Source organism: Corynebacterium argentoratense DSM 44202 (assembly GCF_000590555.1).
Taxonomy (GTDB): Bacteria; Actinomycetota; Actinomycetes; order Mycobacteriales; family Mycobacteriaceae; genus Corynebacterium; species Corynebacterium argentoratense.
Genome location: NC_022198.1, coordinates 820,702 through 835,383, shown reverse-complemented (window position 1 = coordinate 835,383; position 14,682 = coordinate 820,702). Strand labels below are relative to the sequence as shown.

The 14,682-nt window shown below is 60.0% G+C and carries 15 protein-coding genes; 3 read left to right on the top strand and 12 right to left on the bottom strand.

Translation table 11 applies throughout. From position 1 onward, the window contains the following. Nucleotides 1-12 precede the first annotated feature (12 nt). From CARG_RS04100 to CARG_RS04065, 8 genes are read right to left on the bottom strand one after another with little or no spacing between them, the layout of a single operon-like run. The gene (locus tag CARG_RS04100; protein WP_020976141.1) at nt 13-750 is read right to left on the bottom strand and encodes a sulfite exporter TauE/SafE family protein; all 738 of its coding nucleotides are present in this window, start codon (nt 748-750) and stop codon (nt 13-15) included. 5 nt (nt 751-755) lie between these two features. Further along, nucleotides 756-1,226, bottom strand: a complete 471-nt coding sequence (coaD, locus tag CARG_RS04095) for a pantetheine-phosphate adenylyltransferase (protein ID WP_020976140.1) — start codon at nt 1,224-1,226, stop codon at nt 756-758. After that, nucleotides 1,226-1,828 carry a 16S rRNA (guanine(966)-N(2))-methyltransferase RsmD gene (rsmD, locus tag CARG_RS04090; protein ID WP_020976139.1) on the bottom strand — a complete coding sequence of 201 codons (603 nt, stop codon included), beginning with the start codon at nt 1,826-1,828 and terminating at the stop codon, nt 1,226-1,228. Before rsmD ends, coaD begins: the two co-directional genes overlap by 1 nt. Nucleotides 1,829-1,835: 7 nt before the next feature. Next, a complete protein-coding gene (locus CARG_RS04085; protein ID WP_020976138.1) occupies nt 1,836-2,048 on the bottom strand; it encodes an acetyl-CoA carboxylase biotin carboxyl carrier protein subunit in 213 nt (70 codons plus the stop codon). A gap of 11 nt (nt 2,049-2,059) precedes the next feature. Beyond that, complete coding sequence (locus CARG_RS04080) at nt 2,060-4,195, bottom strand: ATP-dependent DNA helicase RecG (protein ID WP_020976137.1); 2,136 nt, start codon at nt 4,193-4,195, stop codon at nt 2,060-2,062. Then, entirely contained in the window at nt 4,195-5,862 is a 1,668-nt protein-coding gene (locus CARG_RS04075) for a DAK2 domain-containing protein (RefSeq protein ID WP_020976136.1), read from the bottom strand. Before CARG_RS04075 ends, CARG_RS04080 begins: the two co-directional genes overlap by 1 nt. 11 nt (nt 5,863-5,873) lie before the next feature. Beyond that, entirely contained in the window at nt 5,874-6,548 is a 675-nt protein-coding gene (locus CARG_RS04070; RefSeq protein ID WP_020976135.1) for a uracil-DNA glycosylase, read from the bottom strand. Next, nucleotides 6,545-7,537, bottom strand: a complete 993-nt coding sequence (locus tag CARG_RS04065) for a thiamine-phosphate kinase (RefSeq protein WP_041746970.1) — start codon at nt 7,535-7,537, stop codon at nt 6,545-6,547. The genes CARG_RS04070 and CARG_RS04065 overlap by 4 nt, the downstream gene beginning before the upstream one ends. Nucleotides 7,538-7,563: 26 nt before the next feature. Here CARG_RS04065 and CARG_RS04060 point away from each other — a divergent pair, with 26 nt between their 5' ends. Next, nucleotides 7,564-8,511 (top strand): DUF3515 domain-containing protein, encoded by a 948-nt coding sequence (locus CARG_RS04060; protein WP_169733202.1) that lies wholly within the window; start codon nt 7,564-7,566, stop codon nt 8,509-8,511. Between the two features lie 88 nt (nt 8,512-8,599). On the opposite strand, the gene CARG_RS04055 is transcribed toward CARG_RS04060, so the two are convergent. Both CARG_RS04055 and CARG_RS04050 read right to left on the bottom strand, forming a co-directional pair. Continuing rightward, nucleotides 8,600-9,703, bottom strand: a complete 1,104-nt coding sequence (locus tag CARG_RS04055; protein ID WP_041746968.1) for a D-alanine--D-alanine ligase family protein — start codon at nt 9,701-9,703, stop codon at nt 8,600-8,602. A gap of 15 nt (nt 9,704-9,718) precedes the next feature. Then, on the bottom strand, nt 9,719-10,723 hold the full coding sequence (locus tag CARG_RS04050; RefSeq protein WP_020976131.1) for an NAD(P)H-dependent glycerol-3-phosphate dehydrogenase: 1,005 nt from the start codon (nt 10,721-10,723) through the stop codon (nt 9,719-9,721). 50 nt (nt 10,724-10,773) lie between these two features. On the opposite strand from CARG_RS04050, the gene CARG_RS04045 reads away from it, so the two are divergent. Further along, entirely contained in the window at nt 10,774-11,712 is a 939-nt protein-coding gene (locus CARG_RS04045) for an NUDIX hydrolase (protein ID WP_020976130.1), read from the top strand. 43 nt (nt 11,713-11,755) lie between these two features. Here the strand turns inward: CARG_RS04045 and leuD are convergent, their stop codons facing one another. Together leuD and leuC are read right to left on the bottom strand one after the other, a co-directional pair. Next, complete coding sequence (gene leuD, locus CARG_RS04040; RefSeq protein WP_020976129.1) at nt 11,756-12,343, bottom strand: 3-isopropylmalate dehydratase small subunit; 588 nt, start codon at nt 12,341-12,343, stop codon at nt 11,756-11,758. Nucleotides 12,344-12,367: 24 nt separating this feature from the next. Further along, nucleotides 12,368-13,795 carry a 3-isopropylmalate dehydratase large subunit gene (leuC, locus tag CARG_RS04035; protein ID WP_020976128.1) on the bottom strand — a complete coding sequence of 476 codons (1,428 nt, stop codon included), beginning with the start codon at nt 13,793-13,795 and terminating at the stop codon, nt 12,368-12,370. Nucleotides 13,796-13,875: 80 nt separating this feature from the next. Here leuC and CARG_RS04030 point away from each other — a divergent pair, with 80 nt between their 5' ends. Continuing rightward, a complete protein-coding gene (locus tag CARG_RS04030) occupies nt 13,876-14,634 on the top strand; it encodes an IclR family transcriptional regulator (protein ID WP_020976127.1) in 759 nt (252 codons plus the stop codon). Nucleotides 14,635-14,682: the final 48 nt, after the last annotated feature.

The window sequence follows — 14,682 nt, the reverse complement described above, 5'->3', positions numbered from 1 at the left end:
ATGTTGCGCTTTTTAGCCAACTAGGCCACGGACCAGCGCAGCGATCGCACCAAGGAATGCGACACTGAGCGCCAGCTGCCTGGCCCGTTTCCGCGGCACACGGCGCGCCACCTTACCGCCCACTACGAGTCCAGCAGTCAAGCCGATGACACCAGCCACCCACACGCTGGGTGCTGTGTGCGCCACGCTGCCGGCACCAAAGCGGGTTTTCGTCGCAACAGACACCGCACCCGTGACAATGAACAGGGGCTGCAACGTGGCTGCGAATTTATGGTGGTCCCAACGAGATGCCTGAGCATACACGGTGATCACGGGGCCGGCGATGGCAGCCAAGGTGTTCGTGAAACCACCGATGATGCCAGCGATGACTGCCCACACAGGTGAATGCACGCGGGGAATATGACGTTGTCCAAACATCACGGTAGTCAGAGCGATAAGCAGCGTTACCCCGACGAGCACCTGCAATCCGGATTTATCAATGCGAGTGATTAATAACGCCGCGGGTATCGAACCAAGCACGAGCACAGGCGCGATCAGCGCGAAATGTCTCCAGTCGATATCCGCGCGCGCAGCCCACGCCGTCCCGAAGGCTGTGATGACCGCCAGCACATTGACAATCATGACGCCTTCAACAGGGCCGATAACTATGGACAGGATTGTTGCGGCAATCAGACCGAGCCCCATGCCCGCAACACGCTGCAGACCGGCGCCAAGAGCCACCACGAGCCCGACTGTCAACGCGAGGGCCATGGCGCTTAAGCCAATTTCTTATTCAACGCTTCAACCACGTTCGGTGGAAGAATCCCCGATGTGTCCCCACCGTAGCGAGCAACTTCTTTGCTGAGCGTGGAGGAAATGTAGCCGTATTTGGGATCAGTGAGCAGGAAAAATGTATCCAAGCCCGTCATGCGGTGGTTCATCTGAGCCATGGGCAGCTCATATTCATAGTCCAATCCGCTGCGTAGACCCTTAACCAGTACGCTCACCCCATGGTTGGTGGTGTAATCAACCAGCAGCCCGCTCCAAGAATCAACATCAACGTTGTCTAGATCAGCGGCGGCCTGCTCTATGAGCTGCATGCGTTCTTCGACCGTGAACATCCCTTGCTTGTTCGGGTTGTGCGTCACTAGCACTGTGACGCGCTCAAACTGCCGTGCGGCTCGTTCGAACACATCTAAGTGCCCCATGGTGACAGGGTCGAATGAGCCTGGGCATACGACGCGCACTAGGACTCCTCTCCGCTCGCGGGAGCGTATAGTTCCGCATCAAACACAGCCATGTCCATGCGTGCGATGCCAAAGGTACGTTTCTTTAACTTCTGGGTGGTAGGGATAAGGCATTCAGGCCAGTCGGTATTGGGGGAATCCACGTGCCGTTCCACGATCACTGCGGCGCCGTCCCTCAGACAGGGAAGCAACGCCCGCACCATCTCGTTGACGGCCTCGTCCGAGAGATCATATGGAGGATCAGCCAAAACCATGTCGAAGTAGCCGGCCTGTGCAGATGCCACATAGCTCGAGGCTTTCATCTCCACCACGCTGACGCGCGGGTGACCAACGACCTCGATATTGCGCCGGATGGTTTCCACGGCTGCCGGGGATTCATCTACCAAAACAACCTCTTCCGCCCCGCGTGAGGCGGCCTCCAGCCCTAGCGCCCCCGAACCGGCAAACAGGTCGAGTACGCGGCGGCCTTCGAATCCAAAACGAACGGCAAGGGATGAAAAAAGTCCCTCTCGCGCGCGATCAGAGGTCGGCCGGGTGCCACGCGGCGGAACGCTAATCTTGCGTCCACGGGCTACACCGGAAATGATTCGAGTTTGTCCCACTGTGCTGTCAGCCTTCCTCTAGGGTCAACACTGCTTGCCCGCCTTCGACATCGGCATAGTCCGCGCATAATTTCTGCCCAACGATCCCCGGACCTGGCGCCAGTAATGGGGCGTCCAACTTCACAGCCTCAATCGTCGCCACAATAGTGCCGGTTTCAACCCGCGTACCGGGGTCAACCCGGTAGTGCACGATGCCAGCGAAGGGGGCACAAATGTTCATGGGGATAAAGTCTAACTCTTATCGATGAACTCGCGCGCGTCCACTTCAATATCACTGACTAAGCGGCGGGCAAGCTCAATATTTTTTTCCACCAATGACGCCGCGTCACGGTTTGCGCGTTCAATCAACGCGGCGTCATCAATCAACGACAGCAGCTTGACGGACTTCGTTTTTCCGGACTGGACGGTACCCAACACGTCGCCCTCGTGACGGGAGCGCAGATCAAGTTCGGCAAGTTTAAAACCGTCACTGGTGGCGGCGATGTCGCTCAACCGGGTATAGGAATCACTGTCGATCGGCTGGTGGGTGTGCAGCAAGCACAATGACGCGTGCCCGCCACGCCCGACGCGTCCCCGCAACTGATGCAACTGTGATACCCCAAAATTATCGGCCTCGCGGATGTACATCACGGTGGCATTGGGCACGTCGATGCCAACTTCGATGACGGTGGTTGACACCAGCACATCAATATCACCTCGACCGAAGGATGCCATCACAGCATCTTTGTCTTCTGGGTGCATGCGCCCGTGGAGTGCTGCCACCCGCAGGTCCGGGAAAATCTGTTGTCCGAGCATGAGGGCAACGGCCTCTACCCCACCGTCGCCTTCGATGCGCGGGCACACTACATACGCTTGGTGGCCTGCGTTGACTTCTTCACGAATGCGTTCCCAGGCGCGCGCCACCCACGCGGGTTTTTCTTCGGGCACAACGACGCTGGTGATGGGTTTACGCCCGCCGGGTAGCTGGGTGAGTGTGGAGACGTCCAAGTCGCCGAATGTTGTCATCGCGATGGTGCGGGGAATGGGGGTGGCGGTCATGACCAGCAGGTGGGGTATGACATCGCTACCGGTGTGCCGCAGACGATCGCGCTGTTGGACACCGAAGCGATGCTGCTCGTCGACGATCACGAGCCCCAGCTCGAAAAATTCGACGCTGTCTTGAATGAGCGCGTGGGTGCCAACGACAATGTCGGCCTGCCCGGAGATGATCGATAGCAGGGCGTCGCGTTTGGCGGCGGTGCTCATGGAGCCGGTCAGGCACACCACAGAAGTTCCCAGCCCCGCGCGGCCGAGCATGTTGGTGATGCCGCGTGCGTGTTGGACCGCGAGTACTTCGGTGGGGGCGAGGAAGGCGCATTGCTTTCCGGCGTCGACGACTTGGAGCATGGCAGCCAGGGCGACCAGTGTTTTACCCGAGCCAACTTCTCCTTGTAGTAGTCGGCTCATGGGGTGGGTGCTGCTGAGGTCGCGGGAGATGTCAGCGATGACATCGCGTTGGCCGCTGGTTTGCTCGAATGGCAGGCTTGCTGTGAGTTGCTGCCATGAGGGCTCTGGTGTGGGTGGGCATGGGGGTGCTGTGCGGTGGGCGGTGTCCGCTCGGCGCAGTGCCATGACGAGGGCGAGGGCGAGGGCTTCGTTGTACTTAATGCGGTCGACGAAGGGGCGTGGGCCGCGGTGGTCTGGTTGGTGGATGCCGCGGATTGCCTCGTCAAAGCTGGGGAGGTCTTCTGGTGTGTCGCCGAGTGGTTCGCGTATGGGTGGTGTGGCTTGGAGGACGGCGTTGACTGCTCCGAGGATGGCCCAGGAGGTTGTGCCTTTGCGCGCGGGGTAGATGGCGAGGTAGTCCAGGGATTCCATGAGTTCTTGGAGTTGTTCGGGGGATCCGTAGTCGCTGAGCTGTGTCAGGCCCCCTCCACCGGTGGTGCGTCGGCGGGGTGTGGTGGTGTGTGCGTCTGGGTCGGTGATGACGACGTAGGTGGGGTGTGAGACTTGGGGGTTGCCGCGGAAGAATTTTACTTTTCCGGACATCATCACGCGGGCGCCTTGTGTGAGTTGTTTGGCGGGCAGGCGTGCTTGGAAGAAGGTGGCGTTGATGCTTCGTGCCCCTAGGGGTGACTGGACGTCAACGTCGACCCGGTGCATGAATTTTCCGGCGGAGGTGTAGCCGGATTGTGCCCGTGCGATGGTGCCGACGAAAGTGACGACGTCACCGTCGTTCGCGGCGTCAATGTCTACTCCGCTGCCGTGGGATGCCCAGGCGCGCGGATAGTAGGTCAGTAGTTCGTAGACGTTGTCGAAGTCGAGCTTGGCGGCTTGTTTGGGTGGGATGATGCTGCCGAGTGGGCGATCGTCGTGCCAGCCAAGCATTATTCGACCCCGATTTCAACCAGTGGGCGGATCCCCTCGGCGTGGACGCTGACGACAGAGATGTCGCCGACGTCGAGTCCGTCGCGCGCGTGGTTGAGTTGTTGCTGAAGTTCAGCGACGTCATTGTCGTCTAGGAAGGGTTCGCCCTGTAGGAGGGTCACTAGTTCGCCGCCACGTTGGAGCATGTGGGTGCAGGTGTCTAGGAGGCATTGTTGGACGGTGGTTGCGGTGGCTAGTGGTGCGTCGTCGAAGACACGTGCGTTGAAGGCTCCGTATTGCCAGTCTGCGTAGGATGCGTAGGTGTTGGGGGTGGTGTTATCGACGATGCGTGCGACCCGCATGCTGGAGGCTGCGTCGCCCATGCTGAAGCAGTCGACGGCGAAGGGGGATGCGGGGTCGTGGACGGCGAGGGCGGCGATTCCGCGGACGGGGCAGTCACTGTGGACGATGCTCAGTGTTTTGCCGGCGGCTGTGCACGCGAGTTCTGCGGAGATCAAGTCGCGGCGGCTGAGCACACCGTTGGGGATGAGGACGACTTCTGTGGCGGCTTCTGCCCGTAGGGATGCGGCGAAGGCATTGACGGCGTCTTCGTTGAAGGTGGCAGTGGGGCTGGTGTTGTTGCTGGGGCTGAGCACGCGCACGCCTGCGTCCTCGAAGAGGTTCACGAGGGGCCCTTCGGGCACCACGGCCACCAGGACGCGTTCGGGTTGTGACGTCGCGGGAGCTGGGGGCAGCACTTCGAGCCTCAGGCCGCTGACGATGGGGGCGCTGGTGTAGAGCAGTTCCACGACCTCGCCTGGTTGGGTTGTGTGAATGTGGGTCTGGGCGGCGTGGCCTTCGGGGGCGATGATGAGGCTGTTGCCCATGCCTTCGAGTGCTGTACGCAGGGCGTCAAGGTCGATCTGCCGCTCACCAGTCGATTCCAGGTACGCCATGACCTCCATTTCTGGCTGGTTGGCTAGGTCATCGACAATTGTCGGATGCGTTTCAACCGGTGTGCCTTCGAGGTAGGACAGCAGGCTGGATAGCAGCACGACGAAGCCTGCACCACCTGCGTCTACCACCCCTGCTTCGCGCAGGGCACTGAGTTGCGAGGGGGTATTTTGCAATGCTGTTTTTGCGGCTGTTGTGGCCTGCTGGACGACGTCATACAGGGGCGCCTGGTGATTGACGGCGTCTTCGGCGGCGACTGCTGCGGAGCGCAGCACGGTGATGACGGTCCCTTCGACGGGGTCCGCGATAGCCCGGTCGACCATGGCTCGAGCGAGGGTAAGAGCGCGGCTGATGGTGTTGCCATCTACTCGACCACCTGCGGTTGCTTCGGCTATCCCCCGCCACACTTGGCTGAGCACAACCCCGGAGTTGCCGCGCGCGCCGCGCACGGATCCTGCCGCCAGTGCCCCCGCGACGTCATCAAGGGTGAGGGATTCTACGTCGGGGTCGGGCCCGAAACGTCGGTGAACTTCTTCCACCGCCGCCGCCATGGTGTGTGCCATGTTGGATCCGGTATCGGAATCGGGGACGGGAAAGACATTCATGGCGTTGATTTCCGCCCTGTGCTCCCCTAGCGCGGCAGCTGCTACGCATGCCCAGCGATACACGCCGGCGCCGTCAAGGGCGGTCGGATAGGGGGAATCCGCAGACGCCCCCGTAACCTTTGAATCCATAGGTTGAAATTCTACCAGTTGATGGGTTGGCGGCCGGCTGCGATCAAGGCCTCATTGGCTCGACTGAAGGGGCGGGAGCCGAAGAAACCCCTGCGTGCGGATAGTGGCGAGGGGTGGGCGCTGGCGATAACCTCCATGTGCTGGCAGTCGGCGAGTGCGTGTGCCGCGTGTGCACCCCATGCCAGGGCCACCACACCGGGACGGTCGACGATGCCGATGATGGTGTCCGTGAACTTCTTCCACCCGATGCGACTGTGGGAACCCGCTTGCCCGGAGGCCACGGTCAGTGTTGTGTTGAGCAGCAGCACGCCTTGGTCTACCCAATCATCGAGGTTGCCGGTGGTTCGGGTGGTCGCTGTGTCGTCATGCAGTTCTTTGTAAATGTTGGCGAGGCTTCGGGGCAGTCGGGGTGCGTCGCTGGCAAAGCTCAATCCGACTGCGTGTCCTGGCGTGGGGTACGGGTCTTGCCCAAGGATGAGCACTCTGACTTCGGCGACGGGCATGCTGAGCGCTCGGAGGACGTTCTCGGGGTTCGGATGGATCGTGCGCGTGTCCTGGGCAAGGTGATTGATGACGTCGCGGAGCGCTTCCGGTTGTAGGCCGGCATCAAGCCAACTGTGGTCGACGGGGGCCAGCAGTGCTGCTTCTGTGTAGTCGCACCCGTGGTAGCAGTCGGCGGTGGTCATGCGAAGCTATCCCAACCGTGGGGCTGGACGGGTTGCGAATCCAGGGTGATGCGACTGTGCGCGTGTGTTTGCGCTTGTTGATTGTTCTGCGTACTGAGGATTTTTCCGATGGTGCGGAACCCCGAGGGGGTGGATTTATTGATGCAGGCGAGCAGCGTGTGATCCTCCCCACCGTGCAGCACCCACTCCCAGGGGTCGGTGCCGACGGCCCGCCCGGCCGCAATCATCAGGGCGTCCGGAGCGATCGCTTGGCGGCTGAGATCGATGTACACGCCACTGCGCTCGGCCATGGTGTTCAGGTCGTGGACAAGTCCGTCTGAGTTGTCAGTCATAGCGGTAGCACCGGTTGCGCGTGCCACGACGCCACGGCCGATGGGAATGGTGGGGGCGCAGTGAGCGTCGATGAGTGCATCGAATCCCAGCGGTAGCTCATCGGGGCCGAAGTAATTCAGTAACGCTAGACCCGCTGCCGAGTATCCGATCCTTCCTGCTGCCACCAGTCGCTGCCCCGGGCGTGCGCCGTCGAGGGTGAGGGCGGACATGCTCCCCCCGATCACTCCGATGGCTGTCACCCCGATAATGATGCTGTCTGCCGAGCAAAGGTCGCCGCCGACGGTCTGTGCACTGTAGCGTTCCACGCTGTCGCCGACGCCGCGCGCTAGTTCCGTGAGAACGGACAGTTCCGTTGTGCCCGGCGCGCTGATGGCCAGTAATGCGGCGATGGGGCGTGCGCCCATCGCTTCGATGTCGGCGAAGTTTTGGGTGATTGCTTTCACGCCGACGTCATAGGGGGTGGACCAGTCGAGGCGGAAGTGGCGACCTTCGACGAGGGTGTCGGTGGATACGACGGTGCGCGAGTTCGGTGCGAGAACCGGCAGGACCGCGGCGTCATCACCGTTTCTGCTGCTGGGCATGTGCTCCAGCATGGCGTCGATAGCTGCTCTTTCGCCGACACTGGATAGCGTGGCGGGAGTGGGTGCGGTATTCATAGGGGTTTAACACTAGTATGACGCCCATGGATTCGTCGTCGCGTGTGGTGGTCAACGGTTCGATCGTATCGTTGGTGTTGGCTGTGGGTTTGGTCGCTGGTGTTATCGGGGTGGGGCGTCATCTGGCGTTGTCTGATGCTCAGGCTCCGGTGGCTTTGTCTATTATTGATGCTCCAGAGGCGTCCAGCCAGCAGTGTTCTGATCTTCTTGAGCGCCTGCCGTCGAAGGTTGGGAGTTTTCGGGCGGTCGATCTTGTGGATCCTGCGCCGGAGGGTGCTGCTGCGTGGGCGAAGAGTTCCCAGCAGCGGGTGACGTTGCGGTGTGGTGTTGATGCTCCTGCGCAGTTTAGTGCGCTGAGTGTGGTGGATGACGGGTGGATGCGTGTCGGGGATGAGACCCCTGGGTCGACGTTGTCGACGTGGTATCGGGTGGGTTCTACCCCTGTTGTGGCTGTGACGGCGGATCAAGATGCGGATTCTGCTGTGTCTGAGTTGCTTGAGCAGGTTGGTAGTGGTGATGGGCCTGCGGCTGATCCGCATCCGGTGGCTTTGTCAACTCTTGATCCTTCCGGAGATGGGGCCGAGGTGCTGTCGCGACAATGCCGTGGTTTGATGGCGGCCCTGCCGCAGGTGCATGGTTACACGTTGCGTGTGTTGGATGCCTCCGAGGTGGGCCCTGGGGTTGCTGATAGGACGATGGCTGCGTGGGTGGCTGAGGGCCGAGAGCCGGTCGTGGTGCGTTGTGGTGTGGCGCTCCCCCAAGCCTATGAGCCCGGTGCTGCGTTGCAGCAGGTTAATGACGTCGCGTGGCTGGAGGACAGCACGTTGGGCAACGGTACGACTGCGTCGACGTTGTATGGGTTGGGTTATCAGGAGGTTGTGGCTGTTAATTTACCGCAAGCTCTTGGTACCGAAGTGTTGACGCCTTTATCGAATGCGATTGCGAAGAATCTGCCCGAACAGCCCCAGCCCTAGCCCTTAGTCCTCTACGCTGGCCCCAGGTTTGTAGAGGCGGGGGTTGCGCGGGGCTGGCCTTGCTAGGGCTGGATTCGGCTGGAGTGAGTTAGTTAGTGCTCAGTGCTCGCTCGATCAGTATGTCGAGTAGCTGCTGGTAGCTGTAGCCGCTGGCTTGAAGCACCTGCGGGTACATGGAGATCGGGGTGAATCCGGGCATGGTGTTGACCTCGTTGACGACGGGCCCGTTGTCAGTGAGGAAGAAGTCCACGCGACTGAGTCCACGGCAGCCGAGAGCGCGGAACGCTGTGATGGCCTGGTTTTTCAGTTGTGATGTTGCTTCTTCGCCGATTGGGGCGGGAATTAGCGGCGCAACTACGTTGTCGAGGTATTTGGTGTCGAAATCGTAGAAACCTTCTTCCCCTTCATCTGTTCCCTGCAATTGCGCGGGTACGGATGCGATGACACGGCCGTCAGGAAGTTCAAGAACACCTACTTCTACTTCGTCGCCGATGATTTCCGATTCTATGATGACCTTCGCGTCGTGTTCGCGGGCTAGCGTCACGGCGTCATCGAAATTCTCCCAGGAGGTGACACGAGAGATACCGATGGAGGAACCACCACGGGCGGGCTTCACAAACACCGGGAGCCCGAGTTCTTCCCGCAGTTGCTGGCCCAAGTCTGTGCTGTCGCCTGGGTAGAGGATGTGTTCGCGGCCGATCGCAAGACCCGCGGCACCCAGAATCTTCTTCGTGTATTCCTTGTCCATGCAGGCAGCCGATGCGAGCACACCGGGCCCAACATAGGCCACACCGGATAGCTCGAACAGGCCCTGGATCGTGCCGTCTTCACCGAAGGGGCCATGCAGGCAGGGGAATACCACGTCCGCCTCGAATAGCAGCTGCCCGTCAGAGGTTGTGAACTGCCCCTTGTGCACGGGGTCGAGCGCCAAAGTAATCGCCTCAGTGAGCTCTACCTCGGGCAACGTGCGCCCATCAACCACCAATTTGGTGACGTCGCGCTGCCCCACCGTCCACACACCCTCGCGGGTAATACCCACGGGGAAAACCTCATAGGCGTCAGGGTCAAGGTGGCTCATAATCGCACCGGCGGTCACGCAGGATACAGAGTGCTCCGAACTGCGACCACCATAAATGATCGCTACTCGGATGGGTGCGGAAGAATTCTTAGCGGATTGCTCAGTCACGACCAACTACTCTACCCCCCGCTACTCTGCTTTCTTAGAGCGCCCCATGAGCGCGCCGACCATGTCGGCTACCGCCAAGCCGTTGTGGCACACATCAAACACCGCGCGGGTGATAGGCATCTCCACACCATGTTCCACAGCCAGCTCATACACAGAACGCGAACTAGTCACACCCTCCGCCACCTGACCGTGTGTTGCATGAGCCGCCTGCTCCAACGTATCCCCCTTGCCCAAACGCACACCGAAACTACGATTGCGCGACAACGGAGACGAACAGGTAGCAATCAAGTCACCCACACCAGCAAGCCCCGCGAACGTCCGCGCATCGGCCCCCAACGCCTCACCCAAACGCGTAATCTCCGCAAGCCCACGCGTCATCAACGACGCCACAGTGTTCTCCCCCAACCCCTGGCCACTAGCCATGCCACAGGCCAAAGCAATAACGTTCTTACACGCACCACCGATCTCACAGCCAACCACATCCGGGTTGGTATAGGGACGAAAATACGGAGCTGCAACCGCATTCTGAATAAACTCAGCACGCTGCTGATCAGGGCACGCAATCACCGTCGCCGCAGGCTGCTCCAACGCAACCTCGCGAGCAAGGTTTGGCCCAGACAACACCGCAATACGTTGAGCATCAACCCCCGCGACGTCAGCAATAACCTCGCTCATCCGCTTACCCGTCCCCTTTTCGATGCCCTTAGCCAAAGACACAATCGACGCATCCGAGCCAATCAAATCCCGCCACTGGGCCAAGTTACCGCGCAGCGTCTGGCTAGGAACCGCAAGTACCACGATATCCGCACCATCCAAAGCCTGCGCCGCATCCGCAGTAGCCGAAATACCAAAAGGCAGAATCAAACCAGGCAGGTAATCATGATTTTCCCGCGTGATCTGGATGCTACGCGCAGCATCCGCGCGCCGGGACCACAAACGCACGCTGGAACCTGCGTCCGCGAAAACCTTCGACAGCGTGGTTCCCCAGGAACCAGCCCCCATAACAGCAACCGTGGGAGAAGACATGTGGGTATCCATACAGACGAAACTACCCGAATAGGCGGTAAGTTTGTGGTATGCAAGCTACACACAGCACTGATTCACTCGCCCCTCTCAACGTGATTCCCGCGCACCCCGCGCAACTATTCACCAAGCCAGTTTTCGCCGCAGGAGCGGTGCTGTTCAGACAGGGACGCGTCGCTGTAGTACACCGTCCCCGATACGACGACTGGTCTTTACCCAAAGGCAAAGTCGACCCCGGTGAGTCGCTACCCGAAACCGCAGTGAGGGAAATCAAGGAAGAAACCGGGTTTGACGTTACCCTCGGAGGGTTACTCGGCCATGTCAGCTATCCCCTGGGCAAGCGCACCAAAGTGGTCTACTACTTCACTGCGGACGCACCCGAGGGCGAATTCGAGCCCAACAATGAATGCGATCAGCTACTGTGGCTGTCCCCGGAGGAAGCCACCGCCAGGGTCAGCTACCCGATGGATAAAGACATCATCGAACGCGCTGTAAAGCGCACCGCCCACCCCGTCGATGCGCGCGTATTGTTGGTACGCCACGCACATGCACACCCTCGCCGTACCTGGACCGGGGACGATTCGATGCGCCCACTGGATAAAAAAGGACGCCGCCAGGCCGACGCTCTAGTTCGAGTGCTGGACGTATACAATCCGACGGGCTTGTATACAGCAAGCCCGGATCGATGCATGACGACCATCCGCCCCTTCGCCATGGCAACGATGATGGACCTCACAATTGAGCCAGCCTTCGATGACGACACCTATGCCACAGACCCCCGGGCAGCAACCAAAGCGCTGTCGACAATCGTCAGCTCCGGCGGCACCACAGTGGTGTGTTCCCAGGGGCTGGTTATCCCGGAGCTTTTAGGCAGCCTCGATGAATCCTTGCGTGGCGCGAGCGCGAAAAAAGCCTCCGTGTGGGTGCTTGATTTCCACAAGGGCAGCCTGGTTGCTGCCGACTATATTGAATCCCCGCTGCCGGTGAAATAGCCCCGGCAGCACCACATGCCCGAGAGCCTAAGGTCCGCAGTGGCTAGAGGGTGACTGGTTTAAACGCTGGACGCTGGGCTTCAAAAGAAGCGATGGCCTCTTCCTTGCGCAGGGTAAGCCCAATGTCGTCGAGGCCTTCGAGCAGACGCCAACGTGTGTAGTCGTCAACATCGAAGGGGAGGATGACTCCACCAGCCGTCACTAGGCGCTCGTTAAGATCAACGCTGAGCTCAAGACCCGGGGTTTGTTCCAGTAGCTTCCACAGCGTTTCAATGTCATCCTGGCTCATTTGGGCGGCAAGCAGACCTGCCTTGCCCGCGTTGCCGCGGAAAATGTCGGCGAAGCGGGAGGAAAACACCACGCGGAAGCCATAATCCATGAGCGCCCAGACTGCGTGCTCGCGGGAAGAACCAGTACCGAAATCCGGCCCTGCGACCAGCACAGAGCCCTCGCGGTAGCCGTTCTGGTTGAGTACGAAATCAGGATCGTTGCGCCATCCTGAAAACAGCCCGTCTTCGAATCCAGTGCGCGTCACACGCTTCAGGTATTGGGCGGGGATAATCTGGTCGGTGTCGACGTTGGAGTGGCGCAGTGGAACACCAGCACCGATGTGAATACTAAATTTTTCCATGACCTTTAACTCTCTGCTAGCTGTCTAAATGTCTGCGGGGCTGGCTAGCGTTCCGACGATGGCCGTAGCGGCAGCTACCTGAGGTGACACAAGGTGGGTGCGACCGCCTTTGCCCTGGCGTCCTTCGAAGTTACGGTTTGAGGTCGACGCGCTGCGCTCGCCCGGGGACAGCTGATCGGGGTTCATGCCTAGGCACATCGAGCATCCCGGTTGGCGCCACTGAGCCCCAGCTTTGGTGATGATCTGGTCGAGGCCCTCTTCCTGGGCCTGCTGGCTAACACGCGCAGAACCAGGAACCACCATCATGCGTACATCGGGATGGATGCTGCGCCCATCGAGAATTTCCGCAACTGCGCGAATATCCTCGATACGTCCGTTGGTGCAGGAGCCTACGAATACTGCGTCGATCTTGATATCACGCAGCTTGGTACCCGGCGTGAGATCCATGTAATTCAGTGCCTTTTGTGCCGCGGCTTTGTCTGCGTCGTTGGTGAAGTCCTCGGGGCTGGGGATGGCCGCACCCAGCGGCAGGCCTTGTCCGGGGTTGGTTCCCCAAGTAACAAAGGGGGTGAGGCTGCTGGCGTCGATGTCGACCACCGTGTCGAACACGGCGTCATCGTCTGTGCGCAAGCTCCGCCAATAAGCTACAGCATCGTCCCAGTCTTGCCCAGTCGGCGCGTGGGGGCGGCCTTTGAGATAATTGAAGGTGGTCTCGTCGGGGGCGATCATGCCGGCACGGGCGCCCGCTTCGATCGACATGTTGCAGATGGTCATGCGGGCTTCCATCGACAGCTTTTCGATGGCCTCACCGCGGTATTCGATGATGTGACCTTGCCCGCCACCGGTACCGATCTTGGCGATGATGGCCAGAATGAGGTCTTTGGCTGTCACGCCGGGCTGCAGTTCGCCCGAGACGTTAATAGCCATGGTTTTGAAGGGCTTGAGCGGCAGGGTTTGGGTGGCTAGAACATGCTCGACTTCGGAAGTACCGATGCCGAAGGCGATAGACCCGAATGCGCCGTGGGTCGCGGTGTGGGAGTCGCCGCACACCACCGTCATACCGGGCTGCGTGAGTCCCAGCTGGGGGCCGACTACGTGGACGATACCTTGGTCTAAGTCGCCCATCGGGTGGATACGCACACCGAATTCTTCACAGTTTTTACGCAGTGTTTCCACCTGCAGCCGAGAAATCATGTCCTTAATCTCGGTGATGGCCCCGGTTTTGATACCTTCAGTGGGGACGTTGTGATCTTCGGTTGCGATGGTCAGGTCGGGCCGCCGAACGCTGCGTCCGGCGAGACGGAGGCCATCGAAAGCCTGCGGTGATGTGACCTCATGGAGCAGGTGGAGGTCGATGTAGATGAGGTCCGGTTCGCCGTTGCTACCGTGCGCGACGATGTGGTCGTTCCACACCTTTTCTGCCATAGTCAGGGGCTGGCTGACTGCGGTCATAATTCGTCGTCTCCTTATCCGATCTCGCGTGAGTAACTCACAAGATAGCTTCCCACAATGCGAGATGTTAATATCACTGTATGGGACAGTATAACGCAGAGGGCGAAACAACACGAAGCAAGGGCACCCGCTCCACCCCCGAGGACGTCAGCGGCATCAAAGTCCTTGACCGCGCCGTGCTGATCATGGAAGCAATTGCCACCAAACCGCGCTCTTTAGGGGAACTCTCGGAAGCCACCGGACTCCCCCGCGCAACCACACACCGACTAGCCACCGCGTTAGAAGCACACCGTCTCTTGTGGCGCACAAGCAGCAACCAATGGGCAATCGGTCCGCGCGCAGAACAACTGGCGGGTTTGCAACAGGACAGGCTTCTTGACGTCGCGGAACACATCATGAGCACGGTGCTCGACGACACCAAAGAATCCGTGCAGCTCTACCGCCAGACAGGGCTTCAACGTATTTGTGTCGCCAGCATGGAGCCCAAAACCGGGTTGCAAAACACTGTCCCTGTGGGTACGAGGATGACGCTGCGAGCCGGTAGCGCTGCGAAGGTCTTTGTAGCCTTCGGCGATGAAACACTGCGCGAAGCAGTACTACCGCAAGCCCCGTTTAGCACCGAAGAACTTAGCGGGGTGGTCTCTAAAGGATGGGCAGAGTCGATCAGCGAACGCGAACCGGGTCTAGCCAGCGTGTCGGTACCTGTGTTCTTTGAGGACAAACTTATTGCTGCCTTATCCATTTCAGGCCCTGCAGAGCGTTTGGGCGACACCCCAGGCAAGCGCTTCGGCCCAACGTTGGTCAGCGCATCCGAGGCGATCACCCAAGCCATGCTCTAAAACTCAGCCCCAGGGTTTTATGAGAAGTCGACCTTGCCGTCGGTGATA

Coding starts and splice junctions, on each gene's coding strand:
- CARG_RS04100 (WP_020976141.1), bottom strand. CDS start 750: ATGGCCCTCGCGTTGACAGTCGGGCTCGTGGTGGCTCTTGGCGCCGGT.
- CARG_RS04085 (WP_020976138.1), bottom strand. CDS start 2,048: ATGAACATTTGTGCCCCCTTCGCTGGCATCGTGCACTACCGGGTTGAC.
- CARG_RS04080 (WP_020976137.1), bottom strand. CDS start 4,195: ATGCTTGGCTGGCACGACGATCGCCCACTCGGCAGCATCATCCCACCC.
- CARG_RS04075 (WP_020976136.1), bottom strand. CDS start 5,862: ATGGATTCAAAGGTTACGGGGGCGTCTGCGGATTCCCCCTATCCGACC.
- CARG_RS04070 (WP_020976135.1), bottom strand. CDS start 6,548: ATGACCACCGCCGACTGCTACCACGGGTGCGACTACACAGAAGCAGCA.
- CARG_RS04065 (WP_041746970.1), bottom strand. CDS start 7,537: ATGAATACCGCACCCACTCCCGCCACGCTATCCAGTGTCGGCGAAAGA.
- CARG_RS04060 (WP_169733202.1), top strand. CDS start 7,564: ATGGATTCGTCGTCGCGTGTGGTGGTCAACGGTTCGATCGTATCGTTG.
- CARG_RS04050 (WP_020976131.1), bottom strand. CDS start 10,723: ATGTCTTCTCCCACGGTTGCTGTTATGGGGGCTGGTTCCTGGGGAACC.
- CARG_RS04045 (WP_020976130.1), top strand. CDS start 10,774: ATGCAAGCTACACACAGCACTGATTCACTCGCCCCTCTCAACGTGATT.
- leuD (WP_020976129.1), bottom strand. CDS start 12,343: ATGGAAAAATTTAGTATTCACATCGGTGCTGGTGTTCCACTGCGCCAC.
- leuC (WP_020976128.1), bottom strand. CDS start 13,795: ATGACCGCAGTCAGCCAGCCCCTGACTATGGCAGAAAAGGTGTGGAAC.
- CARG_RS04030 (WP_020976127.1), top strand. CDS start 13,876: ATGGGACAGTATAACGCAGAGGGCGAAACAACACGAAGCAAGGGCACC.